Raw genomic sequence first — 23,522 nt, forward strand, 5'->3', positions numbered from 1 at the left:
CGCCCGCCTCGAGGCCCTGCAATCTCAGGCCGGCCTTAATGGTCGTCGGCAGTCCTCCATGGACGATGAACCGCAGAACCGGCAGTATCTCGTAGAACAAGGCCCGGGCTTCGACGATTCTTCGTTCCGCCACATGTTCGAGAACTTGCGCCGGCTTCCGGCCGAGGAGGTTGGGCGCCGCGGTGCACCAGCCGGTCGCGCCTGCCGCGAGCGCTTCGAGGGCCAGATGGTTCGCGCCGTTGTAGAAGGGCACCTTCCCGTGCGAAAGCTCATGAAGAGCGTGCATCCGATTAAGATCGCCACTGCTTTCCTTAACAAGGTCGACATTGTCGATCTCCCGGACCATCCGGACGAGCAGCTCGGGTGTCATATCAACACCGCTGGTGGCGGGATTGTTGTACGCCATGATGGGTAGATTTGTCGCTTTCGCAACCGCAGAGAAGTGAGCGAACACCTCAGCATCCGTCAGTTTCCAATAGGATACCGGGATGACCATCAAGCGGTCTGCGCCGGTCTGCTCAGCGAACTTCGCTTTGTCGACAGCAGCCTTCGTGGTCAGCGCGCCGATACCTACGATCAGCGGAACCTAGCCAGCTACTGCTCGCACCCCGATCTCTACTGCCTGCTCCCATTCCTCGTCGGTCAGGTAAGCACTCTCTCCGGTACTCCCTAGGATAGCGACGGCTGCCGGGTCTGTATCCAGCAATGCGTCGATCACCTTTGTAAAAGCCGGTTCGTCAATACCAGTACCGCTCTCTTCGAAGGGAGTGATCGGATAGGCTATGATGCCGTGAGGGATACGATTGGCCATGAAATTTCTCCGGTTGTTGTGCTCATCGCAGCGTTTGTCGCGACGGTTTCCGAACCCTAGCAAGCGTTCGAACAGGGTGCGGCGCAGAAGCTGCGGTCCAGCTGCCGATCTTGCGGAAAGAGACGCGGCCGCTGTTACTTGAACGATCACCCATCTCTTTGACGCTTCGATGTAACGAGCGAGAAAGGTGGCTTCTTTCTTGGTGCACCGAACTTCGCCAACACGGTCATGGTCGAAACCAGCCATCGACTCCGCAGCTTGTCCTTTCCTATGACACAGTTACCGTTGAAGCTAGACGCCGGGCGCCTTGTGGAGATTAGCGCCGAAGCGAAGGTCGTGGGTGTATTCGTCGCGCTGGCGCGCGCATCGGCTATGTGAGGTCGAAGAGCAGGATCTCCGCTCGGTGATCGGTCTCGAGCTCGATCACACGCTCGCCCTCAATCTTGGCACTGTCACCCTCGCGCAGCTCGTCCCCGTTCAGGCGCACGAGACCTCTTGCCACGTGCAGCCAGCCGCGCCGACCCTCCGTAAACTCATGAGTGAGCTTCTTTCCATCTGAGAGCATGCCGGCAAAGATGGCAACGTCCTGGTGGACGGTGACCGCGCCCTCGCTGCCCCACCGGTCGGCGATGAGGCGCAGGCGACCTTCCATCCTCTCACGCGGAAAGCGCTTCTGCTCGTATCCCGGAGCGATGCCTTGTGCTTCGGGGATGATCCAGATTTGCAGGAAGTGGACCGGCTCAGTCTTGGACGCATTGTACTCACTGTGTGTCACCCCGGTCCCGGCCGACATGCGTTGCACATCGCCCGGTACGATGACCGATCCATTGCCAAGGCTGTCCTTGTGTTCGAGCGCACCCTTGAGGACGTAGGAGATGATCTCCATGTCGGAATGGCTGTGCGCACCGAAACCCGCGCCGGGCGCGACGCGATCGTCATTGATAACTCGTAGGACCCCGAAGCCCATATGCTCCGGATCGCGGTAATTTCCGAAAGAAAAGGTGTGGCGGCTGTCGAGCCAGCCCAGATCAGTGTGGCCGCGCGTATGGCAATCGCGAACGATGATCATGACGAATGCTCCCGAGGTTGAAGACTGAATGGGCCTGGCCCAGCGGCCGCGATGGCGACGAGACCGCCGACGATGGCGAGATGCTCCAGCGCGGTCGTAAGCTGCCGCTGGAAGCCCCCGCCTTCGAAGACCCAGAAAGGATGGCCGATGAGCGTTGCCACGACCGTGAAGGCCGCTAAAGCCAGAGCAGCCGGCTTGCTGCGCCAACCAATCAACAGCGCCATGCCAGCTCCGATCTGAATGGCGATCGTCGCGGTTAGCGCGAGCGTCGGCATGGGGAGGCCTAGTGCTGCGAACTCCGCGATCCCGGCCGACCAGAAAAGGATCTTTGTCGCGCCGCTGTAGAGGAATACGGCTGCGAGGCAGGCGCGAGCAGCCAAGAGCGAGGTGGCGGAAGTGCCGTTAGCCCGCTGGTCGCTGTCGATCGGTAGCGGGCGTGTCATCTGCCGCTCCCCATTTGTGCGAGGACAAGGTCAGTACCAATGAAGCCGAGGGTCATGAACACTACGAGCAGTGCGCCGACGACCCGGGGCGGCGCCGGGAGCGGCAGGTCGAACCAGCGGCAACCGACGCCGATGAGAATACCGAGTACAAGGCCGACTAGCGCGGCGATCATGACCGCACCTCGTCAGCCTGTCCTGACGGTCCGCCGCAGAGAGGCTTCGACTTCGCCTCCCGGTGCGCGGCGAACCGGTCGGTCACGACGTAGCCGAGGGTCATCGCCAGAACGAGAAGCGCGCCGATGAGCGCCGGCGGGGCCGGCAGGGGGATGCCCGCGAGCCGGCAGGCGATGCCGATGGTGAGCGCGAGCACGAGGCCAGACGCGGCTTTCATGCAGCACTTCCCGGCGTCTTCGAGATGGTCCGTGCAGACCGGAGCGGAGCCAGGAAGTGGCTCACCTCAGGCGTTTCGGCACCGCGGTGGAATTCGACCGCCCGTGCGTGGATGTCGTGATCGTGCTTCGTCGCCCGCTCGTGCTGCCGTAAATGTTCTGCCCAGCTTGGCAGGAAGAACCATTCGATCCATGCGTCGGGTTCGGCCGCGTCCTGATAGACGCCCCAATCGTGCGCGCCGTCGCGGTAGCGCTCACCCGCGAGCTCATTCATGGCGGAAAGGAAAGCTTCCGCGTCGCCTGCGTCGATCCGGTAGCGGATCGTCACCAGCACTGGCCCGCGGTCGTGAGCGGCATCCATAGCTTGGCTAACCACCGGTTCCGGCCAGCTCATCGCCGGCGTGAGATCGAGCGCCTCACCCTGACCGAGTTTCGCTCGCCAGGTGAGCGGGATGGCGATAACGGCACCCGCAGCGGCGATCAGGAGGGCGGTCGGGATCGACGTCGCCGTCGCCACTTGCCCCCAGATTGCGGAGCCCGCCGACATGCAGCCGAAAAACACCATCAGCGTGATAGCGAGCCCGCGCGCCCGCACCCAGTTAGGCAATGCGGTCTGCGCCGAGACGTTGAGGCTGGTCAGCACCATAATCCAGCCAACACCGCCGAGCACCGAGGCAGGCAACGCCATGGCGACACTCGTCGCGAGACCAAGGAGCGCCATCGCGGCGGCAGTGATGAGCGTTCCGGCGGCAACCAGGCGATTGGCGTCGAACCGTTGCCGAATCGAAGGCAGCGCCAATGCGCCTGCCACCGCCCCGCCGCCGATCGCGGTGAGCAGCACGCCGTAGATTTCGGCGCCGCCGCCTTCGATCCCGCGCGCGACGAGGGGCAAGAGCGCCCAATAGGCGCTGGCGAAGGTGAAGAAGCCGAACGAGCGGAGCAGGGTCGCCTTGAGCGCGCTATTACGGCTGGCATGCCGAAGACCGGTCGCCATCGCGCCGAATAGTGGCTCGGGCGGAAGGGTCCTCGCCGGGCCGGTCTCGGGCTTCCACAGCAGCAGCGCGGCGATAATTGCGAGATAGCTTACTGCATTGATTACGAAGGGCGCGGACAGCGCCACAGCCGAGATCAGGAATCCGGCAATCGCGGGGCCGATGGCGCGAGAAATGTTGACGCCCATCGAGTTGATCGCGATCGCGGGTTGCAGGCTCTCGCGTGGCACGAGGCTGGGCACAACCGATTGCCAGGCGGGGGCCATCAGCGCCGCACCGGTTCCGATCGCGAAGGTCAAGGCGAGGAGCAGTGCCGGAGTCATCGCTCCGGCTGCAGTAAGTATCGCCATCGCACTGGTGATGCCGGTCAGAACCAGACTGACTGTCAGAAGAAGCCGCCGCTTGTTGACCCGGTCGGCAAGCGCGCCTGCAAAGAGCGCGAAGAGGAAGATTGGCGCGGTCGTCGCCGCCTGCACCAGCGAGACGATCGCTGGCGACGGGTTCAGCGTCGTCATCAGCCAGCCCGCGCCGACATCGTGCATCCACGTGCCGATGCTGGAGATCAGAGTTGCCGTCCACAGCAGGGCGAAGGCGCGGTGGCGAAACGGTGACCAGGCCGATCTCGCGGTTGATGGGGACGGGTGGTCGGCGGAGCTGGGAGAGGTGGCTGTCATGACTGCCTCACCCCGCGAAGCAGGAGCAGCCGAGCGCTCCCCAGAAGGATTTGAGATCGCGCACGGGGATCGGATTGGTCCAGGCAATCCCGTGGTCGTGGCCGTGCATGCCGCACGCGCTGGCACAGCCGTCATGGCAGCTGCGCGCGTGCTGGAGGGGAGACTCCACGGATGCGGGCCGCATGGCCGGGCTGGCGAATGCCCCGACCGGAGTCCAGGACGGGCTGGCCGGCGGCAGCGGCGGTGCGAGGTCGGCGAAGTCCTCCTCTCCATGCACCACCTTGCCGCCAACCATGGTCATGACGGCATTTATCCGCCGGATCTCCTCGGGCGGGACCGACATCAGATCCGCCGAAAGGATTGCGAGATCGGCATACTGGCCGGGCGCAAGCGTGCCCTTCACGTTCTGCTCGCCGGAGAACCAGGCCGAGCCTTGCGTCCACAGCCGCAGCGCCGTCTCCCGCTCAAGAACATTCTCCTCGCCGTAGAGGGGCATGCCGCCGAGCGTCTTGCCGGTCGTGAGCCAGTAGAGGCTGACCCATGGGTCATAGGAGGCGACGCGCGTTGCATCGGTTCCGGCGCCGACCGGCACGTCCATCTCCAGCATTTTTGCAATCGGCGGTGTAAGCCGCGCCGCCTCGGCACCATAGCGGTCGACGAAGTATTCGCCCTGAAAGGCCATGCGGTGCTGGGTGGCAATTCCACCGCCGAGGGCCTTCACCCGCTCTATATTCCGTTCCGAGATCGTCTCGGCGTGGTCGATGATGAAGCGGGTCTCGAAAGGTTGCTTCTGGTTGACGCGCTCGAATACGGTCAGGAAACGATCGATCGACTCGTCATAGGTTGCATGTATGCGGAACGGCCACTCGTTGGTCGCGAGCAACTCGACGATCTTCTCGAGGTCGCGCTCCATCGTTGGCGCGAGGTCAGGGCGCGGTTCAAGGAAATTCTCGAAATCCGCCGCCGACCAAGCGAGATTCTCGCCGGCGCCGTTCATACGGAAAAAGGCCGAGCCCGCGCCGGGCTCGGTCATAGTCACCCAGCGCTCATAGTCCGATAGTTCCTCGCCGGCGTTCTGCGCAAAGAGGTTGTAGGCGATGCGCACGGTCAGTTCGTCCGCATCGTGAAGGCGCTGGATGACCTGGTAGTCCTCCGGGTAGTTCTGTCCGCCGCCACCCGCGTCGATCACGCTGGTGATGCCGAGGCGATTGAGTTCGCGCATGAAGTGGCGGGTGGAGTTGATCTGTTCGTCTAGTGGCAGCTTCGGGCCCTGTGCCAGCGTCGAATACAGTATCAGCGCGGAGGGCTTGGCGATCAGCATGCCGGTCGGCTCGCCGCGAGCGTTCCTCTCGATCACACCGCCGGGTGGATTGGGCGTGTCCTTATTGATCCCGAGCGCGACGAGCGCTGCCCGGTTGAGGAGCGCGCGCGCGTAAAGGTGCAGAATGAAGACCGGCGTGTCGGGCGCCGCGACGTTGATCTCGTCCAGCGTCGGCATACGCCGTTCGGCGAACTGGAACTCAGACCAGCCGCCGACAACTCGCACCCATTGCGGTGCCGGTGTGCGTGCAGCCTGCTGCTTCAGCATTCGCAGAGCGTCAGCGACTGAGGGCACGCCTTCCCACCGCAATTCCATATTGAAATTGAGTCCACCGCGGATGAGGTGGGTGTGGCTGTCGTTGAGCCCTGGGATCACCCGCCGGCCCGAGGCATTGATCACGCGGGTCTGGCGATCGGCCAGCCGCATGACATCATCCTGTGTTCCGACGGCTGCGATCAGGCCGTTACGGGTCGCAATCGCCTGTCCTTCAGGGTTTGAGGGGTCGAGCGTCGTCACGCGAGCATTGGTGATGATTGTATCCACGCCGGGTTCCTTTGAGTTGCGTGCGAAGACGGAATTCGGGCCGATGACCGCGAACAGACTGGCCGCGGCGGCCGAAGACATGATCTGTCGCCTGCTGACGCTTGCGTCACCGTTCCACTGGTTGCGTCGATCTTCTGGCATGGCTCGCTCCACTAATCTGCCGCCCTTGAGGGAAATTACGGACCCGCCCTCGGGGGCAGTGGGCGGGTCCGCCGAGTTGCGCCGGGACAGGGTAGCGGGTCCCGGCGACGGTTAAGAGTTACGCGGCCGCTATGGCGTCTGGTCTAGTCGCCACGGGGGCGATGAGTTCGCCATGCTCGACGCGCTCGGGTGCCTTGTGGACCATGGTGTAGGCGTAATCGACGCCCATGCCGTAAGCTCCGGAGTGCTCCCTCACGATCTCCATAACTGCATCGTAGGTATCGCGGCTCGCCCAGTCGCGCTGCCATTCGAGCATGACCTGCTGCCATGTCACCGGCACCACGCCGGCTTGGATCATGCGCTGCATCGAATAATCATGCGCCTCTTTCGAAGTGCCGCCCGAGGCGTCGGCTACCATATAGATTTCGTAGCCGCCGTCAGCCATTGCGCTGAAAGCAAAGCTGTTGTTGCACACCTCGGTCCATAGGCCCGAGACGATGACCTTCTTACGCCGGTTGTCAGCCAGCGCGTCGCGCACCTTCTGGTCGTCCCACGAATTCATCGACGTACGCTCGAGCAGCGGATGGTCGGGAAAGACTGCGAGCAGTTCAGGATAGGTGTGGCCGGAAAAGCTCTCCGTCTCGACGGTGGTGATCGTGGTCGGAATATCGAACGTCCGTGCTGCCTTGGCGAGTGCTACGGTGTTGTTCTTCAGCACCTGCCGATCAATTGACTGCACTCCGAACGCCATTTGCGGCTGATGATCGATGAAAATGAGCTGGCAATTGTCTCGTGTAAGTAGTTCAAGCTTGTTCATGGGGTTTCTCCTAGGTGTTAGAAATTCGCACAAAGACTGTTTGACAGACGGCCGACATGGCGGCCCTGGTCGGCGGCCAGCTTGAGTTCCTTCGTGCTGGGCATGCGCGAGCCATCAGGCCCGGCGAGGGTGGCAGCGCCGTATGGCGAGCCGCCGCGCACTTCGTTGAGATCGGTCAATTCGGCGCTGGAATAGGGCAGGCCGGTGATGATCATTCCGTGATGGGCAAGCGTGTGCCAGAACGAGGTGATCGTGGTCTCCGAGCCGCCGCCGGTACCGGTCGATGTGAAAACCGATCCGATCTTGCCGATCAGCGCCCCTTCCATCCAAAGCGCGCCGGTCTGGTCGAGAAAGCTGCGCATCTGGGATGCCATGTTTCCGAACCGTGTCGGCGTGCCGAAGATGATCGCGTCGTAGTCGGCCAGTTCACCGGGCGTTGCGATCTCGGCAATCTGGTTGACCTTGAACCCGGCGGTCGCAGCGGCCTCAGGTGTCATGATCTCAGGCACGCGTTTTACGGCTACGTCCACGTCCGCGACCTCGGCGGCGCCTTCGGCAACCGCCTGGCTCATCGCTTCGATGTGACCATATGACGAATAATACAGAATTAGTATGTTGGGCATTATGGGGGCATCCTTAATATTTAAGTGAGGCGTCTCGCCTATCCTTTGATGAACGCAAGAATGTCAGTGTTGAGGACTGCTGCGTTCACGGTCAGCATTCCGTGAGAATATCCTGGGTAAGTCTTGAGAGTGCCGTTCTTCAGCAACCTTACCGCCTTGTGCGCCGAGGCGGCGATCGGCACGACCTGGTCATCTTCGCCGTGCATGACAAGTGTGGGGACGCTAATGGCCTTGAGATCGTCCGTCTGGTCTGTTTCTGAGAAGGCTTTGACTCCGTCGTAGTGCGCCTTCGCGCTGCCCATCATGCCTTGCCGCCACCAGTTCTGGATCATCCCTTCGTGAACCTGCGAACCTTCTCGGTTGAAACCGAAGAACGGGCCGGCCGGAACATCACGGAAGAATTGTGCACGATTGGAGGCGAGAGCTGAGCGGAAGCCATCGAAGACCTCCATAGGGGTGCCTTCGGGATTGTCAGGAGTCTGCAGCATCAGCGGCGGGATTGCCGCGACGAGTACCGCCTTGGCCACGCGGCCTGCAGGTTCTCCGTGCTGGGCGACGTAGCGTGCCACCTCACCGCCTCCGGTAGAATGGCCGATGTGGACCGCGCCGTGTAGGTCGAGCGCATCGGCGACCGCAGCGGCGTCTGCGGCGTAATGATCAATGTCGTGCCCGAAATCAACCTGCTGGGATCGGCCATGCCCACGGCGGTCATGTGCGACGACCCGAAAGCCTTTCGACAGGAAGAACAGCATCTGCGCGTCCCAGTCATCGGCGCTGAGCGGCCAGCCATGGTGGAACATGATCGGCTGCGCGTCCTTGGGACCCCAGTCCTTGTAGAAGATCTCGACACCGTCTTTGGTCGTAATGAAGTTCATTTCTGATTGTCCTTGTGATGAGTCGGTGATTTCCGGAGTGGCAGCATATGCCGCACCTGTGGGAAGCAAGAGATACCCCGTCAGCGCCGTGGCCGAAGCAATGGCGTCCCGGCGGGTAAGAGGAAGGTGAAAATCACTATCCTTTTCCATCAGTCTCCTCCTGATCTGCTAACGTGGCGGAGTGGGTGAAGGGGCTGATCGTCTGGAAAGTGCCGGCACCGCTTACCAACCAATCGCAAGTCATGATCAGCTCCACGGAGTGCTAGGCGCTAGCAGTGGGAACAGGCGTATTAAGGAGTTGTTGCTCCCAAAGGTACGCGATGGCGCTGCCGCCGATATGGTACTTGAGGGCATCGTTCAGGGCGGTCGCCGTCTCGGCCCGCGCCCAGTCGCGCTGCCATTCAGAAGCCAGCGCCAGCCATGTCATCATGTTGATGCCAGCGGCAATCATGCGTTGGATCGCAACTTCGTGGGCTTCTACCGACGTGCCACCCGACGCATCGGTGATCACGGTTACGTCCCAACCCTCACCAGCAGCCTGGATCGCTGGCATGGCGACGCATATCTCGGTCCACAGACCAGCCATGATCAACTGCTTGCGACCTGTAGCCTTCACCGCGTCGACCACTTTTTGGTCTTCCCACGTATTGATAAACGTCCGGTCGATCACCTCCTGATCGGGCAATACTTCGGTGACATGCGGGAAGATATCACCGCCACGATCGGCGACGACGCTTGTCAGAATAGTGGGCACGCCAAACACTTTGGCCACCTTGGCAAGCGCGGTCGTATTGTTCACTACCGCCTGCGGATCGTGGCTGTTCAGGTTCGCGAGCTGGTATGGCTGGTGATCGATCAGAACGAGGACCGAATCTTCGGGACGAAGAAGCGAATTTAGGCCGTTTCGGAAGGTCATGATTTAATCCTGTGCAATTTGTGGATGAGCCCATGTCTCGTAGCTGTAGGTAGTGAGATCGATTGGGTCTTGCGTTGTGAAAACTGCCTTATTGTTGCCGATATTGCTGCAATGTCGGCTTTCGCAGATGCAGGTTCGTTTCGCCGAACGCCGTGTGACCGAGAATTGCCCATCGAAGTTTCACGGCGCTTACGGGGCAGGGAAGGCGATGAAATGCCGGTTGTCGTGCAGTGAACTGGTTTCTAACCGGACCGTGGTCGATTCATTCAAAAATGCCGACGATTCGACACTCACTGCAGATCGAAAGGCGCAAAAATGCCGTCTCCGCCAAAACCGAGCATCGATTGGACGTTCTTATTAAATGTATTCTTATTGAATGTATTTGCGATCAGCGGAGCAGATACTACCGCGGTAGTGCCAATCTTGCAGTAAGTGTAACGGCGCGACTGCTCCGCAGGCGACGATCGATTCCTTTATAAACCGAAACTTACGACGTGGAGCGCCGCAGATCGTGTCGACGGGGTACCAAACAACACCCATCTGGTTGTCTAACAGGTCTTGTTAAGCTATCATAGGTTTGAACGTGCCGTAGCGTGCAAGTGCCCTTTGCGCTGTGCGCCAATCGCGGCGGGAATGGCTCAATCAATAGGACGCGCCGCGATGAACGTGCCTGCATTCTCATTAGCAACCCAATGGTACGGCCCGAGTAGAAAGCCGTCCTTTGTCCACCGACGCAAGTCGCCGAGCGACATCCTCGATCTTCTCGAGACGGCATGCCCACCCGGGGAAATAGTGCGTCCAGCACTACCTTACATTGTCTTGTATGAAGATTTGATCGGCGGAAGCCGCGTCAGCGGAGACCTTGGAGGGGGGCGTTTCGATGTGACAAGCCGAAAGGGGGATTTGACTGTTGCCGCTCCGAATTTTGCCAGCGCTGCCATCACGGAATCCAACCGTCATCTTCGCACGCTGGTATTCCCTCTGGCACAGTGGCAAGGGATGCTTGATGCCGCTGCCAATGGCGATTTCTCCAGCTACCTTGCCCCGATTTATGGCCGAATGCTCGACTCGTCCGTTATCCGGTCAGCGCTCCGCAATCTGTGGGCTCTGAGTGACGTAGAAGGGGCACCATCGCGGCTGCTGGCACAAGCGGCGGGCTGCGAAATCCTGGCCGAATTGTGCCGGGTCGGCGGAGCGCCCTTGGCACCGGCCAGGGGCGGCCTCGCGCCGTGGGCCGAGCGGCGTTGCCTTGAAATGATGCGCGCTCGGCTTTCGGAAGACGTCAGCCTCGACGAATTGGCCGCCGAGGCGCAGCTTTCGCCATATCATTTCGCCCGCATGTTCAAGCAGAGTGTTGGCGTACCGCCGCGCGTATACCTGACCCGGTTGAGACTGGAGAAAGCTTGCGAACTTCTCGAGTTGACCGACCAATCGGTCACGCAAATCGCGCTGGAGGTTGGCTATTCGTCCAGTCAGGTGCTCGCGCGGGTGTTCCTGAAGCACCGAAACATGAGTCCAACCGACTATCGTCGGGCAGTGCGTGATCCGGTTCGCGCGATCACTATCCCGCAACATTCAACGGCTTCGCCTGCCCCCATGCGCGCAAGGTAATCCGGTGCAACGCAATATCTTTTCGCAAGTGTTGCAATAGCGGCGCTACGATCGACATCGGGTTCGCAAGCTACAACTTGCGGCTGGGTATGCCTAGCCGACTGAAGTCACTTGGAAGGAGCTGACGCGGCGTCAGCTGGCCACTGAGTCGACTGTTTCAGCACGCACCTTCAGCGCCTCGTTCATTAGCATGAAACCATGCTCGATCTACTCGAGCCAGGTCGAACCCATAGCCCCGACCAGCAACCCTTCGAACTGCTCACCATGCTCGAATAGAGTGCCGCCACCCACTTTGCTGAGCCTGAAGAAATGCTGCCCGTCAAAAATTCGCGGCATGAAAAGTCGACCTTGCCAGCGCAATTCGCGACAGGGGTCAACTATCAACAGGACTGGCCTGAACGTCATGACGCGGCTACCGGGTGGCTTGATAGAAACAATGAGCCTCTCGCCGACCCGCAGTGTACCTGAGATTGATTGGATGAACGGGTTCCAGTCAGCAGCACGAGGAGCAAGTGTCAGCCAGGCGTTCGCAATCGCTATGCGGATAATGCACGATCTTGAGGACGATCCATAGTCGCGCAAAACGGCGGTGCGGTCGATATAGGGACTAACTTGGATCATCAGCCTTTCATGAATGAGCGAAGCCCCTTCTGAAAGACGACATCGAGGGCGCGAAGCTGCCATTCAAGAGGATCCGAATCACCCGCTAACCCGAAGTTAACTGCGGGTCTCACGGGTTATGTCGGGATGTATGGGAACAGGGCGCTGGCGGACAGGGTGGGATTCGAACCCACGGAGAGCTTGCACCCTCGCCGGTTTTCAAGACCGGTGCATTCGACCACTCTGCCACCTGTCCGCTCTAGCCGAGGCCTCCTAGCGCTCTTAATTTGAAAGCGCAAAGATTTTTATAGCTTTTACATCAGTCGCTCTAAATTTTCGTGAAATATCATGTTATGCGGGTTTATCCGGCAAGATGGTGTTCATCTGCGATATTTAGGGATTCCCCTATGGGTCTGTTTATGCGACAACATATTGAAGAAGGGAAGTTTTCCATGCGTGCCATTACCGCAATTGCCTTTAGCGCCCTTGCATTTTTTACTCTGCCTCATTCGCTTGATGACAATGTTGCGAATGCACAGTCACCAAGCGGTTTTGACAATTACCTTCAGGAAGTTGGCCGCAAGGCTGTGCAACAGGGGGTCAGCCAGCGCACATTGGACCGTGTCTTACCAAGCCTGACCTATAATCCCCGCGTCATTGAACTCGACCGGTCCCAACCCGGTGGCAGCATGGACAGTCCAATCCCTCCGTTTGCGCCCTACAAACAGCGGCATGTCGATGCTGCTCGGATACAAGGCGGGCAGGCAAAATATCGTCAGCTAATTTCAACGTTGGCGGATGTAGAACGCCAAACTGGTGTTCCAGGCCCAATCATCATGGCTATCTATGGCCACGAAACCAATTATGGCAGCTATACGGGCAATTTCGATATTCCCAGATCCCTGGCGACATTGGCCTATGAAGGCCGCCGCCGGGCTTTATTCGAATCCGAATTTATCGCCGTGCTGAAAATGATCGACAAAGGCGTGCCCCAGTCCGCCATGAAGGGCAGTTGGGCAGGGGCGATGGGTAAGCCGCAATTCCTGCCTTCGGTTTACCTCCGGCTGGCCAAGGATGGTACGGGGGATGGCTATGCCGATATCTGGAATAGCGAAGCGGATGCAGTTGCCTCGATCGCCAATTATTTCGTGAATGCCGGATGGCGCCGCGGAGATCCGTGGGGTATCGCTGTCCGGGTTCCGGTGTCCCTCAACCGTGAAGCTATAGATAACAAGACCGTGGCTGTACGTTGCCCCAGGGTGCACGAACGCCATAGTCAGTGGAAAACCATGGCTGAATGGCGATCGCTGGGCGTGGTCCCGGCCACCGGGCAACGATTGAATGATGACACATTCGCAACATTGCTGGAGCCCGATGGTCCGGGACAAACGGCCTATTTGCTGACTGGCAATTACCGCGTGATTTTGGATTATAACTGTTCCAATTTTTACGGACTATCCGTGGGGCTATTAGCAGATGAAATTCGCAGCTGATTCCGGAGCCAAATTACTGGGTGTAAGTACACTTGCCGCCTTGCTTGCCAGTTGCGGAACAATTGACGGCGTTAATGATAATGCTGCCACGCGCATCCCGCCCGCGGCTTATGGCGCTGTGTCCGATTATCCGGTAAAAATCGGTAAGCCCTATAAGGTTAGAGGCAAAACCTATACGCCCAAAAACGTCGCCCGGTATGACGAGCTTGGTTATACGGCATGGTATGGCAAGGAGTATGCTGGCAATAGTACGGCGAACGGGGAGCGTTTTAATCCAAATGGGATTAGCGCCGCCCATAAAACATTACCCTTGCCAAGCTATGTTGAGGTTACCGCATTGGATACCGGGCGGACGATATTGGTCAGGGTCAATGACCGCGGTCCGTTCACAGAAAATCGCTTGATAGACTTGTCATATGGTGCAGCAAAACAGCTGGACGTTGTGAAGCAGGGTGTTGCGGCGGTGCGGGTGCGTAAAGTCAATCCCAGTGAGCAGGAACGCGCCATATTACGTAATGGCGGCGCGGCCATAGAAAGGCCCCGGACACCCGATTCCGTTCTTTCGGCACTTCGTAAAAGCTTAAACGAAATGGCCAGTGTGAGTGGTGACTATGCAGTGCAGACTGCTGCCCTTGCCGATTGAAACAGTACCGGAAAAATGACGTGCAAGCCCTGGTGTGTCCGCTCTGGCCGCTATTATGAAAATGATGTTAAAGCTCACTGGCACGGGCGGGAAAGCATGGCTATAGTGATGCGAGAATCCTGCGCGCCGGAAAATAAAACCGGCGCAAAATAATATATACTCATATCTGATTTGGAACCGGGAATTTGATGAACAAGATTATTTTAGCTTCGTTGCCGCTTTTCGCCATTTCTTCTGCGGTTCTAGCCGCCCCTGTTTATGAAACCGAAGCGCCAATTGCTTATATGACGGATATGTCCTCCGGCGCCGTATTGTTTGAAAAAAATGCCGACAAGCAAATACCGCCTGCCTCCATGGCAAAGATGATGACGGCCTATGTCGCCTTTGATCAGATCACACAGGGCAAATTGTCCCTCGACCAGAAAGTCAAAGTCCAAAGATCGACATGGCAAAAATGGTATAGCCAAGGCTCGACCATGTTCCTTGCCGTCGATGATGAACCGACGGTTAGTGACCTGCTTCACGGTGTCATCACACTGTCCGGCAATGATGCCAGTGTGGTTTTGGCCGAAGCGATTGGCGGCACGGAAGAGAATTTTGCAGCCATAATGACCAAAACCGCCAAGCGGATTGGCATGAAAAACAGCCGATTTGGTAACAGTACAGGCTGGCCAGATGAAGGCAAGACCATGGTTACAGCCCGCGATCTTGGTATCCTGGGTGCCAGACTGGCAAACGATTTTCCCAAATTATATAAAGAATATTTCGGGTTAGCTGAATTTACATGGGGTAAAACCATGGCTGGTGACCCGATTACACAGCCCAACCGCAACCCGCTTTTCGGAAAGATTCAGGGCGCGGATGGTTTGAAAACCGGCCATACCGAAGAGGCCGGCTATGGCTTTACCGGTTCGGCGGAGCAAAATGGGCGCAGGATTATTTCTGTGCTCGCCGGTCTGGACAGCTATGGTGGTCGCGGCACTGAATCAGTGAAATTCATGAACTGGGGCTTCAATGCCTGGGAAGCCAAGCCACTCTTCAAAAAGGGGGTTAAGGTCCAGACTGCCGAAGTACAATTGGGTGATACGTCCTCTGTCAACCTTGTTGCACCGAGGGACTTATTTGCTAGCATTCCAAAGGGTTCTGACAGCAATATAACAATGAAGGTCCGTTACAACGGGCCTATAAAAGCACCTATCAAGCAAGGCCAACAGATAGCAACTTTGATTGTTACCACCAGTGATGCAGGGACGCAGAGCATGCCACTGATCGCCGGGGAAGCCGTCGAAGAGGCCGGTTTCTTCGGCCGTGTCTGGGCGGGCCTGAAATCCTTGTTCGGTCTTGCGTGACCAAGGCGTGACCGGGCAATTCATTAGTCTCGAAGGCGGGGAAGGGACCGGAAAGTCAACGCAGGCCAAAGCTCTTGCAGCGGCTTTGGCGGCCAAGGGCTTTAAAGTGTGCCTTACCCGTGAACCGGGCGGCACTCCGGGGGCAGAGACTATCCGTGATCTTTTGCTGCGCGGGCATGACGAAAAATGGAATATGCGGACAGAGGCATTATTGTTTGCCGCGGCACGTTCGGAACATTGCGAAACGCTTATCAAGCCCGCTTTGGAGCGCGGTGAATGGATCATCAGCGACCGGTTCATCGATAGCAGCCGTGCCTATCAAAGCGTCAGCGGCATTTTAACTGATGATGATATAATGACGCTGCACAAAGTGGGCAGCAACGCGCTAATGCCTCACCGCACATTCGTTCTGGATCTTCCCGAAGAGATTGCCGCTCGCCGTGCCGAAGCCAGGGATCGGGGGGACAGCGACAGGATAGGGGGCCGGGATAGTGATTATCACCGTGCTGTCATGGCTATGTTCCGGCAGTTTGCACAGCAAGAACCGAACCGGGTAAAGCTAATCGATGCTTCCCGGTCTCCAGCGGACATAACAGCAAATTTGATGCAAAATCTGACCGACCTGATAGGTTGAACTCTATGATGTCATATTTGGGCCATGAAAAAGCACAGCGCATATTCCGGCAATCCTTTGACAAAGGGACGCTGCACCATGCCTGGATATTGGCTGGCCCTAAAGGCATAGGCAAAGCTGGTTTCGCCAAACAAGCGGCCCAGTTCCTGCTGGAACATGGTAGTAGCTCGCACATTGCAAAGTCGGCAGGGTTTGGACTGGACGATCAAAGCCAAGGTGCGAAATTACTGGCAGCCCGCTCCCATCCCGATTTCCGGCTCGTCCAACGCGGCGGAAAGACCGACAAGGAAGAGAGAAAGGCGCTGGAACAGGGCCCGGAGGTGCTTGAGGAGCATGAACTGAAGCGCAACATATCAATCGCGCAGATCCGCAGCCTGCAATCGCTTTTCGCCACTCAGGCTTCAATTTCGACTTACCGCGTTGTTGTGATTGATGCGATTGACGACCTGGAACGCAATGCTGCCAATGCGTTACTTAAAAATCTTGAGGAACCACCTAAAGATACAATATTCCTATTGGTCAGCCATGCACCCGAACGATTGTTGCCGACAATCCGGTCACGCTGTCAGATATTGCGCTTCGACCCGTTAAGTGACGAGCAGATGCGCGAAATTCTGTCCCGCGCTGCGCCCGGTCTGGATGAAGCCAATCTGCAGGCACTGATTGCGGCGGGGGAGGGGTCGCCGGGGCGGTCGTTGCAATATGTTGACGCAGAGTTGGCTGAGTTGGAAAGCCTTGCCCGCGATATTATGCGCACCGGTGACCGCAATAATCAGATTAAAAGCGATCTGGCCCGTAAATTGTCCCTGAAGGCCGCAACTCCGCGTTATCAGGCCTTTCTGGCGCGGGCGCCCAGCCTTATGGCTCAGCATATCAAATCATCCGGTGGAAAACCCAATCTCCGTGCCATAGAAGATTGGCGTGAGGCCAGTGAGCTTGCGGCCATGGCCTCTCCCAAGGCGCTTGACAGCCAGGCCGTAATATTTCGCCTCGGAAGCCTGATGGGATCGCTTGCCCAACAGGATGAGCCCGCATAAAGAGAAGCCCCAAACATCGGTTTGACGAGGAATCGAGAAAGAAATTCATGTCCAGTCCATTTTATATTACTACAGCGATCAGCTATCCCAACGGGCCGCCCCATATCGGCCATGCCTATGAAGCAATTGCAACCGATGCGATTGCGCGGTTTCATCGCTTGTCTGGCCGGGATGTTCGCTTCCAGACGGGGACAGACGAACATGGCCTGAAAATGGCTCAGACAGCTGCTGCCAAGGGTGTTTTACCCCGTGAACTTGCTGATGAAATGTCGAATCTATTCAGCGGGATGTGTGAAAAACTTAATATTTCCTATGACAGATTCATACGTACTACAGAGGCAGTCCACCACAAAGCCAGCCAGGCAATCTGGCAGGCGATGGACGCCAATGGCGACCTTTATCTCGACAAATATGAAGGCTGGTATTCCATCCGGGACGAAGCCTATTATGATGAAAGCGAACTGATCGAGGCCGAGGGGGAGGGTGGCTCCAAGGAAAAGCTGTCACCACAGGGAACACCTGTTGAGTGGACCATTGAGGAAAGCTGGTTCTTTCGACTATCGAAATATCAGGAACCTTTGCTGAAACTCTTCAAGGAAAATCCGGGCTTCCTGAAACCGGACAGCCGCCGGAACGAAATGATCAAGTTTCTCGAAGGCGGATTGAACGACCTGTCGATATCCCGCACTAGCTTTGACTGGGGCGTTAAAGTTCCGGGCAGCGAAAACCATGTGATGTATGTTTGGATCGATGCACTGACCAACTATCTCACCGGACTGGGTTATCCTGAAAAAACAGACTATTATCCCAAATATTGGAGCGAAGGTGGAGACATAACGCATATTATCGGAAAGGATATTGTGCGGTTCCATTCAATCTATTGGCCTGCATTTCTGATGAGCGCGAATTTGCCGCTACCCAAGCAAGTCTTTGGACATGGCTTCCTGCTTAACCGCGGCCAAAAAATGTCAAAATCGGTCGGCAATGTCGTCGATCCCATCGCCCTGGCCGACGCCTTTGGCGTGGATCAGCTGCGCTATTTTCTGTTGTCCGAAGTCATTTTCGGCAAGGATGGCAGCTATTCAGCGGAGATGATCGTAACCAAAACCAACGCGGATCTGGCCAATAATTTCGGCAATCTGGCCCAGCGCAGCTTGTCCATGATAGCCAAAAATTGCGATGGTAAAGTCCCGGAAGCGGGAATGAAAAGTGACGCAGAAGAACAGCTTATCAGCGAATTGGAAGACTGTTTCGAACGGATGACGTCCATCATGGAAAGTGGTGAATTTCCAATCCATGCGGCAATAGACTTGCTGCGCGAACGGCTGAGTGCAACCAATCAATATTTCGCAGATCAGGCACCTTGGGCATTACGGAAAACCGATCCTGCACGCGCCGATACAGTGCTTTATTATACCGCAGAATCCATTCGCCGGTTAGCGATCATGCTGCGCTGGGTCATTCCGGAAAGCTGTGATAAAATGCTCGATCTATTAGCGCAAGACGATGACAAGCGGGATTTCAGCCATTTGAACGAAACGATTGAAACTGGCCTGGCCCTACCAACTCCGAGCGGTATATTCCCGCGTCTTGAGATGCCCGCAGATCTGGATACGGATGCATAAACATGTTGGTCGATAGTCATTGCCACCTCAATTATAAGGGCCTGATCGAAGAGCAGGGCGCTGTACTGGACCGTGCGCGCAAAAGCGGTGTAACCGCCATGCTCAACATTTCTACCAGAGAGAGCGAATGGCGCGATATTGTTGCTACAGCGGAACGCGAAAGCGATGTCTGGGCGAGTATCGGCATCCATCCCCATGAAGCAGACGCGCATCCCGATATTGATCTGGCGAAACTGGTACGCGAAGCGGAGCATGAACGCGTGGTTGGTATCGGGGAAACCGGCCTTGATTACTATTATGATCATAGTGACCGCGACCGCCAGAAATCGAGTTTTCGCACCCATATCCATGCAGCGCGAGAAACTGGTCTACCAATCATAGTTCATACACGCGATGCGGAAGAGGACACCGCCTCTATCATGAAGGATGAAATGGAGCAGGGGGGTTATAGCGGCGTTATCCATTGCTTCACTGCCAGCGAAGATTTCGCATATAAGGCATTGGATTTAGGTCTTTATATCTCAATTTCAGGCATCGTGACATTCAAAAATGCCAAGGATTTACAGGCGACGGCTGCGAAATTACCATTGGACCGCCTGTTAGTCGAAACCGATGCCCCGTTCCTGGCACCTGTGCCGCATCGCGGCAAGACCGGAGAGCCGGCGTTTGTAGCGGACACAGCGCGCTTCCTCGCTGAACTGCGCGGTGAGGATTATACGGAGATTTGCGAAAAAACTTCGCAGAATTTCTATAACTTGTTCAGCAAAGCGCGTGTCTGACCTTGGCTTTGAAGCTAACAATTCTTGGCTGTGGGACATCTGCTGGAGTGCCGCGGATCGGTAATGACTGGGGTAATTGCGACCCGAACGAACCCAAGAACCGACGGAGCAGGGTTTCCATCATCGTGGAAAGCCAGACAACTCGTATATTGATCGACACATCACCCGATTTAAGATCGCAATTTCTGGCCTGCGATATCGACACGATTGATAGCGTAATCTGGACGCATGACCATGCCGATCATTGTCATGGTATTGACGATTTGCGGCAGGTTTTTCACAAGACACGTGAACCCATAAATGCCTATGCGCGGTCCTTTGCTTTGGAAAGTTTGATGCGGCGGTTTTCCTATGCTTTTGATGGGAACAGATATTACCCGTCAATATGCGAAGCCCGGACGCTTGAGAACGAAATGCTGATTGGCGATATCGTTGTTAAAACCGTTGACCAGCCCCACGGCAGTATCACTTCCGCAGGATTGCGGTTCGAGCATGGATCAAAATCAATATGCTATGCGACGGACTTTGGTGATGTGACGGAAGACATGCGGCGTAATTTCAAGGATTGCGATATATTCGTGGTTGATGCTTTGCGGGAGGAACCACATCCTACGCATGCGCATCTTAATATGACGCTAGATTTGATAAAGGATGTAAACCCGCATTATAGCCTGCTGACCCATATGGACAAATCGATGGACTATCAGCAGCTCTGTTCGATATTGCCGGACACTATAAGGCCTGCTTATGACGGGCTTGTAATAGAGGTTTAGATATGACCGAAGACCAGTCCATAAATCTTGTATTTGCGATTGGCGCTTTAGTTTTGGTCGCAAGTGCGCTGTTTTCACGTCGTATCGGTTTTGGATATGTAGTCCGCGCGATACTAAGCTGGATTGCCATATTTGCCGTCTTCATACTCATTTTCTCTTATAAAACAGAATTGCTGGGCGTCTGGAACAGAGTCACGGGTGAATTAACCGGCGCTAACGAGCAGAAGATCATTGGTCAGACATTAAGATTGCGCCAATCCGCCGACGGACATTTTTGGGTGAATGCACAAGTGAACGGTACGCCGGTCCGGTTCTTGATCGATAGCGGGGCAACGACAACGGCGATGACGCTGGAAACAGCACGGGCCGCAAATGTTGATATTGATGAAAGCGGCTTTCCGGTTTACCTGAACACCGCCAACGGAATGGTCGAAGCACAGCGCGGGACTATACAATCTTTGCGAGTGGGACCTATGATGGCTGTGGAGTTTCCCGTGGTGGTGGCAGAGGCTTTTGGCGGTTCCAATGTCTTGGGAATGAATTTTCTGTCGGCTATGGACAGTTGGCGGGTGGAGAGAATGGAGATGATCCTCGAACCACCAAGTTCGCCTTCTGATGTGCAATAATTTAACATAATATATATTATCAATCTTTTATATCAGGATGGATGTCCAGTGAATGAGCCGGTGAACAAATCCCGAATTGATCCCCTTCTCTCAATCATGCGTCAACTGCGTGATCCAAAGACGGGATGCGAATGGGACAAGGACCAGACATTCGAAACTATTGCACCCTACACAATCGAGGAATCCTATGAAGTCGCCGATGCCATCCAGCGTGAGGATATAGACGCGCTAAAGGATGAGCTTGGTGACCTATTGCTACAGGTCGTGTTCCACAGCCAGATTGCGGCTGATCTTGGGCATTTTTCATTCAGTGATGTGGTGAACTCGATCTGTGATAAAATGATCAGGCGACATCCGCACATCTTTGGTGAGGAAAAACATTCTCCGGGCTGGGAACAGATAAAAGCGAATGAGCGGGCCGAGACAGGTAAATCCAGCGCCCTGGACGGAGTGGCATTGGCCCTGCCCGCGCTGTTACGGGCTCAAAAGATCCAGAAACGCGCGGCCCGCGTCGGCTTTGACTGGCCCGACAAGGCACCCGTCAAAGAGAAACTGCTTGAGGAGCTGGAAGAAGTCGAACGTGCCGAAACCAGTGAGCATATTCACGAAGAGATTGGCGATCTGCTGTTTTCAGCCGTGAACCTTTCCCGCCATTATGGCGTGGATGCGGAGCAGGCATTAGTTGATGCTACGCGAAAATTCTCTAATCGATTCAATGAGGTGGAGCGCAATGTTACGCGCGACATGCAAGAAATGACACTCGACGAGTTGGAAGAAGAGTGGCAAAAGGCCAAGGTAACACTCTAAGACAAGTTCTAAAGAGCGTGATACCGGCCCCAGTTGCGATGGGACATCTGCACGGACAGTATCAGGTTACCGTTGCCTTGCTCTGATTCCAGAACACGGCCATTTTCATGCAACCACGCCAACCGCTTGCCATCCGATGCCGGCAAAGTAACCGTTTCGGTTTTATGGTTGCGCGATAGGGTTTCAGTGATCATCTCGAGAAGCTGATCGACACCCTGCCCGGTTGCTGCCGATATCAGGCATACATTATCAGGAATATGCTGCGGTAGCTGAACGCTGTCCGGATCATCAGGATCAATCAGGTCGACCTTGTTCCATGCCTCGATGATCGGCGCGCCCTCCCCGCCTTCCAATTCAACGCCCAGTTCCATCAATATTTGTTCGACATCATGAGCCTGCCCTTCGCTGGACGGGTGTGAAATATCCCGGACATGGATGATGACATCGGCGGCTGTTACTTCTTCAAGCGTTGCGCGAAACGCAGCGACCAACTGGGTCGGCAGATCGGACACAAATCCAACCGTATCGGAAATAATGGCTTTATCATATCCGGGTAAAGAAAATTGGCGCATTGTGGGATCAAGCGTCGCGAATAGCAGGTCTTCGGCAAAGACATCCGCGCCCGTCAAGCGATTGAAAAGTGTGGATTTTCCGGCATTGGTATAACCGACAAGCGCAATGACCGGCCACGGAGCCTTCTGACGCCGGGAGCGGTGGAGCGTCCGGGTCTTGCGAAGGTGGGAAAGATCCTTGCGCAATTTTGCCATACGGTCGCGGATCATCCGGCGGTCGGATTCAATCTGCGTTTCGCCCGGACCGCCCAGAAAGCCGAAACCGCCGCGCTGCCGCTCCAGGTGGGTCCAGCTACGAACCAGACGACCCGCCTGATAATCAAGATGTGCCAGCTCCACCTGCAACCGCCCTTCGGCAGTCGCAGCCCTGGCACCAAAAATCTCGAGGATCAGTCCGGTCCGGTCAATGACCTTAACTTCCAGCTCTTCCTCAAGATTGCGCTGTTGAATCGCGCTCAATGTTCCATCGACAATCAATATACTGGCACCTTCTTGCGCCAATATCGTCTTGATCTGCTGCACCTGTCCGGAACCGAACAATGTTCCCGCCTTTGGTGACCGGACAGTAAAATAGCGTGCAGATGTCGTTTTCAATCCAATTGCCAAGGCAAGGCCTACCGCTTCTTCAAGGCGGTATTCCAAGGCGTTCTGATTGAGAGCCCCTAAATCGGGGTGAACAATGAGGGCTTTATCGTCGGTGCCGTCGAGTTCTTTTTTTTCAAATGGGATCAATGCGAATCTTCGTCACTATCGGTGTAATCGGCAAGATTAATTGCCTCGCTGGGCTGGACGGTAGAGATTGCATGCTTGTAAACAAGCTGTGTCAGTCCTTCCCGCTCCAGCAGGATGCAAAACAGGTCATAAGCCGCCACTTCACCCTGCAGCATCACACCATTGACCAAAAACATGGTCACAGGATCATTGCTGTCCCGCACGGCCATCAGGAACACTTCCTGAAGAACGCCTTTTTTGAGCTTGGTCCGATCCATAAGCTCGTTAAATGGTTCTAAATCAAGGCTTTGTGACGGCATGATGGTGGAAATGCCATGCTTGTAAACAAGCTGTGACTGGCCATCACGGCGCAATAATATCGAGAAATTATCGAACCACGTCACGATGCCCTGCAACTTGACGCCTTTGACCAGAAATACGGTCACGGGGGTTTTGGATTTGCGGAGAGAGTTTAAGAAGAGGTCTTGTAAGTTGTTTGATTTATCGGTCATATTTGACTTCCGGTTTTTGGCGGCACAAAGCCGCAGCCTGGGTTCAAGTGGGTGGCCTTTATATATTGGGGAGAGCCACGCTTTTGACATATATGGATTTGACGCCAAAGCTACAACAACAAACAGGAATTGTCTT

Annotated in this window: 24 protein-coding genes, 1 tRNA gene and 1 pseudogene; 11 read left to right on the top strand and 15 right to left on the bottom strand. The window is 56.3% G+C overall.

Annotated features, from left to right (window positions below; all coding sequences use genetic code 11):
* The 11 genes and pseudogenes from VIN76_RS13455 to VIN76_RS13500 all read right to left on the bottom strand — a co-directional run.
* A pseudogene (locus VIN76_RS13455) lies at nucleotides 1-1,057 on the bottom strand (dihydrodipicolinate synthase family protein); the annotation flags it as partial.
* A gap of 124 nt (nucleotides 1,058-1,181) precedes the next feature.
* Nucleotides 1,182-1,880, bottom strand: coding sequence for a pirin family protein (locus VIN76_RS13460; RefSeq protein WP_332042383.1), 699 nt, complete (start codon nucleotides 1,878-1,880; stop codon nucleotides 1,182-1,184).
* A complete protein-coding gene (locus tag VIN76_RS13465; RefSeq protein ID WP_332042384.1) occupies nucleotides 1,877-2,323 on the bottom strand; it encodes a DoxX family protein in 447 nt (148 codons plus the stop codon). The genes VIN76_RS13460 and VIN76_RS13465 overlap by 4 nt, the downstream gene beginning before the upstream one ends.
* Nucleotides 2,320-2,496 carry a DUF1427 family protein gene (locus VIN76_RS16280; protein ID WP_414696367.1) on the bottom strand — a complete coding sequence of 59 codons (177 nt, stop codon included), beginning with the start codon at nucleotides 2,494-2,496 and terminating at the stop codon, nucleotides 2,320-2,322. Before VIN76_RS16280 ends, VIN76_RS13465 begins: the two co-directional genes overlap by 4 nt.
* Nucleotides 2,493-2,714 carry a DUF1427 family protein gene (locus tag VIN76_RS13470; RefSeq protein ID WP_332042385.1) on the bottom strand — a complete coding sequence of 74 codons (222 nt, stop codon included), beginning with the start codon at nucleotides 2,712-2,714 and terminating at the stop codon, nucleotides 2,493-2,495. Before VIN76_RS13470 ends, VIN76_RS16280 begins: the two co-directional genes overlap by 4 nt.
* On the bottom strand, nucleotides 2,711-4,378 hold the full coding sequence (locus tag VIN76_RS13475) for an MFS transporter (RefSeq protein ID WP_332042386.1): 1,668 nt from the start codon (nucleotides 4,376-4,378) through the stop codon (nucleotides 2,711-2,713). Before VIN76_RS13475 ends, VIN76_RS13470 begins: the two co-directional genes overlap by 4 nt.
* A 7-nt stretch (nucleotides 4,379-4,385) precedes the next feature.
* On the bottom strand, nucleotides 4,386-6,383 hold the full coding sequence (locus VIN76_RS13480; protein ID WP_332042387.1) for an amidohydrolase: 1,998 nt from the start codon (nucleotides 6,381-6,383) through the stop codon (nucleotides 4,386-4,388).
* Nucleotides 6,384-6,501: 118 nt separating this feature from the next.
* Nucleotides 6,502-7,200, bottom strand: coding sequence for a hydrolase (locus VIN76_RS13485; protein WP_332042388.1), 699 nt, complete (start codon nucleotides 7,198-7,200; stop codon nucleotides 6,502-6,504).
* A gap of 17 nt (nucleotides 7,201-7,217) precedes the next feature.
* Nucleotides 7,218-7,823: an NAD(P)H:quinone oxidoreductase gene (wrbA, locus tag VIN76_RS13490; RefSeq protein ID WP_332042389.1), complete on the bottom strand. Its 606-nt coding sequence runs from the start codon at nucleotides 7,821-7,823 to the stop codon at nucleotides 7,218-7,220.
* Nucleotides 7,824-7,861: 38 nt separating this feature from the next.
* Nucleotides 7,862-8,698, bottom strand: a complete 837-nt coding sequence (locus VIN76_RS13495) for an alpha/beta hydrolase (protein WP_332042467.1) — start codon at nucleotides 8,696-8,698, stop codon at nucleotides 7,862-7,864.
* A 262-nt stretch (nucleotides 8,699-8,960) separates the two neighbouring features.
* Nucleotides 8,961-9,614, bottom strand: coding sequence for a hydrolase (locus VIN76_RS13500; protein WP_332042390.1), 654 nt, complete (start codon nucleotides 9,612-9,614; stop codon nucleotides 8,961-8,963).
* Nucleotides 9,615-10,496: 882 nt separating this feature from the next.
* Between VIN76_RS13500 and VIN76_RS13505 the strand changes: the two genes are divergently transcribed.
* Nucleotides 10,497-11,225, top strand: a complete 729-nt coding sequence (locus tag VIN76_RS13505) for an AraC family transcriptional regulator (RefSeq protein ID WP_332042391.1) — start codon at nucleotides 10,497-10,499, stop codon at nucleotides 11,223-11,225.
* 207 nt (nucleotides 11,226-11,432) lie between these two features.
* Here the strand turns inward: VIN76_RS13505 and VIN76_RS13510 are convergent, their stop codons facing one another.
* Nucleotides 11,433-11,846, bottom strand: coding sequence for an SRPBCC domain-containing protein (locus VIN76_RS13510; RefSeq protein ID WP_332042392.1), 414 nt, complete (start codon nucleotides 11,844-11,846; stop codon nucleotides 11,433-11,435).
* Nucleotides 11,847-11,991: 145 nt separating this feature from the next.
* A tRNA-Ser gene (locus tag VIN76_RS13515) sits at nucleotides 11,992-12,081 on the bottom strand.
* A gap of 163 nt (nucleotides 12,082-12,244) precedes the next feature.
* Between VIN76_RS13515 and VIN76_RS13520 the strand changes: the two genes are divergently transcribed.
* The 10 genes from VIN76_RS13520 (at nucleotide 12,245) to mazG (ending at nucleotide 21,591) form a co-directional block, all read left to right on the top strand.
* Entirely contained in the window at nucleotides 12,245-13,318 is a 1,074-nt protein-coding gene (locus VIN76_RS13520) for a lytic murein transglycosylase (RefSeq protein ID WP_332042393.1), read from the top strand.
* Nucleotides 13,302-13,961 carry a septal ring lytic transglycosylase RlpA family protein gene (locus VIN76_RS13525; protein ID WP_332042394.1) on the top strand — a complete coding sequence of 220 codons (660 nt, stop codon included), beginning with the start codon at nucleotides 13,302-13,304 and terminating at the stop codon, nucleotides 13,959-13,961. The genes VIN76_RS13520 and VIN76_RS13525 overlap by 17 nt, the downstream gene beginning before the upstream one ends.
* Nucleotides 13,962-14,149: 188 nt before the next feature.
* Nucleotides 14,150-15,310, top strand: coding sequence for a D-alanyl-D-alanine carboxypeptidase family protein (locus VIN76_RS13530; protein WP_332042395.1), 1,161 nt, complete (start codon nucleotides 14,150-14,152; stop codon nucleotides 15,308-15,310).
* A gap of 7 nt (nucleotides 15,311-15,317) precedes the next feature.
* Nucleotides 15,318-15,944, top strand: a complete 627-nt coding sequence (gene tmk, locus VIN76_RS13535; RefSeq protein WP_332042396.1) for a dTMP kinase — start codon at nucleotides 15,318-15,320, stop codon at nucleotides 15,942-15,944.
* A 5-nt stretch (nucleotides 15,945-15,949) separates the two neighbouring features.
* On the top strand, nucleotides 15,950-16,981 hold the full coding sequence (locus VIN76_RS13540) for an AAA family ATPase (protein ID WP_332042397.1): 1,032 nt from the start codon (nucleotides 15,950-15,952) through the stop codon (nucleotides 16,979-16,981).
* A gap of 47 nt (nucleotides 16,982-17,028) precedes the next feature.
* A complete protein-coding gene (metG, locus tag VIN76_RS13545) occupies nucleotides 17,029-18,606 on the top strand; it encodes a methionine--tRNA ligase (RefSeq protein WP_414696368.1) in 1,578 nt (525 codons plus the stop codon).
* A gap of 2 nt (nucleotides 18,607-18,608) precedes the next feature.
* A complete protein-coding gene (locus tag VIN76_RS13550) occupies nucleotides 18,609-19,385 on the top strand; it encodes a TatD family hydrolase (RefSeq protein ID WP_332042398.1) in 777 nt (258 codons plus the stop codon).
* Nucleotides 19,386-19,387: 2 nt separating this feature from the next.
* On the top strand, nucleotides 19,388-20,158 hold the full coding sequence (locus tag VIN76_RS13555) for an MBL fold metallo-hydrolase (RefSeq protein WP_332042399.1): 771 nt from the start codon (nucleotides 19,388-19,390) through the stop codon (nucleotides 20,156-20,158).
* 2 nt (nucleotides 20,159-20,160) lie between these two features.
* The gene (locus tag VIN76_RS13560; RefSeq protein ID WP_332042400.1) at nucleotides 20,161-20,784 is read left to right on the top strand and encodes a retropepsin-like aspartic protease family protein; all 624 of its coding nucleotides are present in this window, start codon (nucleotides 20,161-20,163) and stop codon (nucleotides 20,782-20,784) included.
* Between the two features lie 48 nt (nucleotides 20,785-20,832).
* A complete protein-coding gene (gene mazG / locus VIN76_RS13565; protein ID WP_332042401.1) occupies nucleotides 20,833-21,591 on the top strand; it encodes a nucleoside triphosphate pyrophosphohydrolase in 759 nt (252 codons plus the stop codon).
* Between the two features lie 8 nt (nucleotides 21,592-21,599).
* Here mazG and hflX read toward each other — a convergent pair whose 3' ends face one another.
* Together hflX and hfq are read right to left on the bottom strand one after the other, a co-directional pair.
* Nucleotides 21,600-22,895: a GTPase HflX gene (gene hflX / locus VIN76_RS13570; protein WP_332042402.1), complete on the bottom strand. Its 1,296-nt coding sequence runs from the start codon at nucleotides 22,893-22,895 to the stop codon at nucleotides 21,600-21,602.
* Nucleotides 22,892-23,476 (bottom strand): RNA chaperone Hfq, encoded by a 585-nt coding sequence (hfq, locus tag VIN76_RS13575; protein ID WP_332042403.1) that lies wholly within the window; start codon nucleotides 23,474-23,476, stop codon nucleotides 22,892-22,894. The genes hflX and hfq overlap by 4 nt, the downstream gene beginning before the upstream one ends.
* Nucleotides 23,477-23,522 lie beyond the last annotated feature (46 nt).

The organism is Parasphingorhabdus sp. (assembly GCF_036568145.1).
GTDB lineage: Bacteria > Pseudomonadota > Alphaproteobacteria > Sphingomonadales > Sphingomonadaceae > Parasphingorhabdus.

Excerpts from the sequence above, each read along its gene's own strand:
- VIN76_RS13460 (WP_332042383.1), bottom strand. The coding sequence starts at position 1,880 with ATGATCATCGTTCGCGATTGCCATACGCGCGGCCACACTGATCTGGGC.
- VIN76_RS13465 (WP_332042384.1), bottom strand. The coding sequence starts at position 2,323 with ATGACACGCCCGCTACCGATCGACAGCGACCAGCGGGCTAACGGCACT.
- VIN76_RS16280 (WP_414696367.1), bottom strand. The coding sequence starts at position 2,496 with ATGATCGCCGCGCTAGTCGGCCTTGTACTCGGTATTCTCATCGGCGTC.
- VIN76_RS13470 (WP_332042385.1), bottom strand. The coding sequence starts at position 2,714 with ATGAAAGCCGCGTCTGGCCTCGTGCTCGCGCTCACCATCGGCATCGCC.
- VIN76_RS13475 (WP_332042386.1), bottom strand. The coding sequence starts at position 4,378 with ATGACAGCCACCTCTCCCAGCTCCGCCGACCACCCGTCCCCATCAACC.
- VIN76_RS13480 (WP_332042387.1), bottom strand. The coding sequence starts at position 6,383 with ATGCCAGAAGATCGACGCAACCAGTGGAACGGTGACGCAAGCGTCAGC.
- VIN76_RS13485 (WP_332042388.1), bottom strand. The coding sequence starts at position 7,200 with ATGAACAAGCTTGAACTACTTACACGAGACAATTGCCAGCTCATTTTC.
- wrbA (WP_332042389.1), bottom strand. The coding sequence starts at position 7,823 with ATGCCCAACATACTAATTCTGTATTATTCGTCATATGGTCACATCGAA.
- VIN76_RS13495 (WP_332042467.1), bottom strand. The coding sequence starts at position 8,698 with ATGAACTTCATTACGACCAAAGACGGTGTCGAGATCTTCTACAAGGAC.
- VIN76_RS13500 (WP_332042390.1), bottom strand. The coding sequence starts at position 9,614 with ATGACCTTCCGAAACGGCCTAAATTCGCTTCTTCGTCCCGAAGATTCG.
- VIN76_RS13510 (WP_332042392.1), bottom strand. The coding sequence starts at position 11,846 with ATGATCCAAGTTAGTCCCTATATCGACCGCACCGCCGTTTTGCGCGAC.
- VIN76_RS13520 (WP_332042393.1), top strand. The coding sequence starts at position 12,245 with ATGCGACAACATATTGAAGAAGGGAAGTTTTCCATGCGTGCCATTACC.
- VIN76_RS13525 (WP_332042394.1), top strand. The coding sequence starts at position 13,302 with ATGAAATTCGCAGCTGATTCCGGAGCCAAATTACTGGGTGTAAGTACA.
- VIN76_RS13530 (WP_332042395.1), top strand. The coding sequence starts at position 14,150 with ATGAACAAGATTATTTTAGCTTCGTTGCCGCTTTTCGCCATTTCTTCT.
- VIN76_RS13540 (WP_332042397.1), top strand. The coding sequence starts at position 15,950 with ATGATGTCATATTTGGGCCATGAAAAAGCACAGCGCATATTCCGGCAA.
- metG (WP_414696368.1), top strand. The coding sequence starts at position 17,029 with ATGTCCAGTCCATTTTATATTACTACAGCGATCAGCTATCCCAACGGG.
- VIN76_RS13550 (WP_332042398.1), top strand. The coding sequence starts at position 18,609 with ATGTTGGTCGATAGTCATTGCCACCTCAATTATAAGGGCCTGATCGAA.
- VIN76_RS13560 (WP_332042400.1), top strand. The coding sequence starts at position 20,161 with ATGACCGAAGACCAGTCCATAAATCTTGTATTTGCGATTGGCGCTTTA.
- hfq (WP_332042403.1), bottom strand. The coding sequence starts at position 23,476 with ATGTCAAAAGCGTGGCTCTCCCCAATATATAAAGGCCACCCACTTGAA.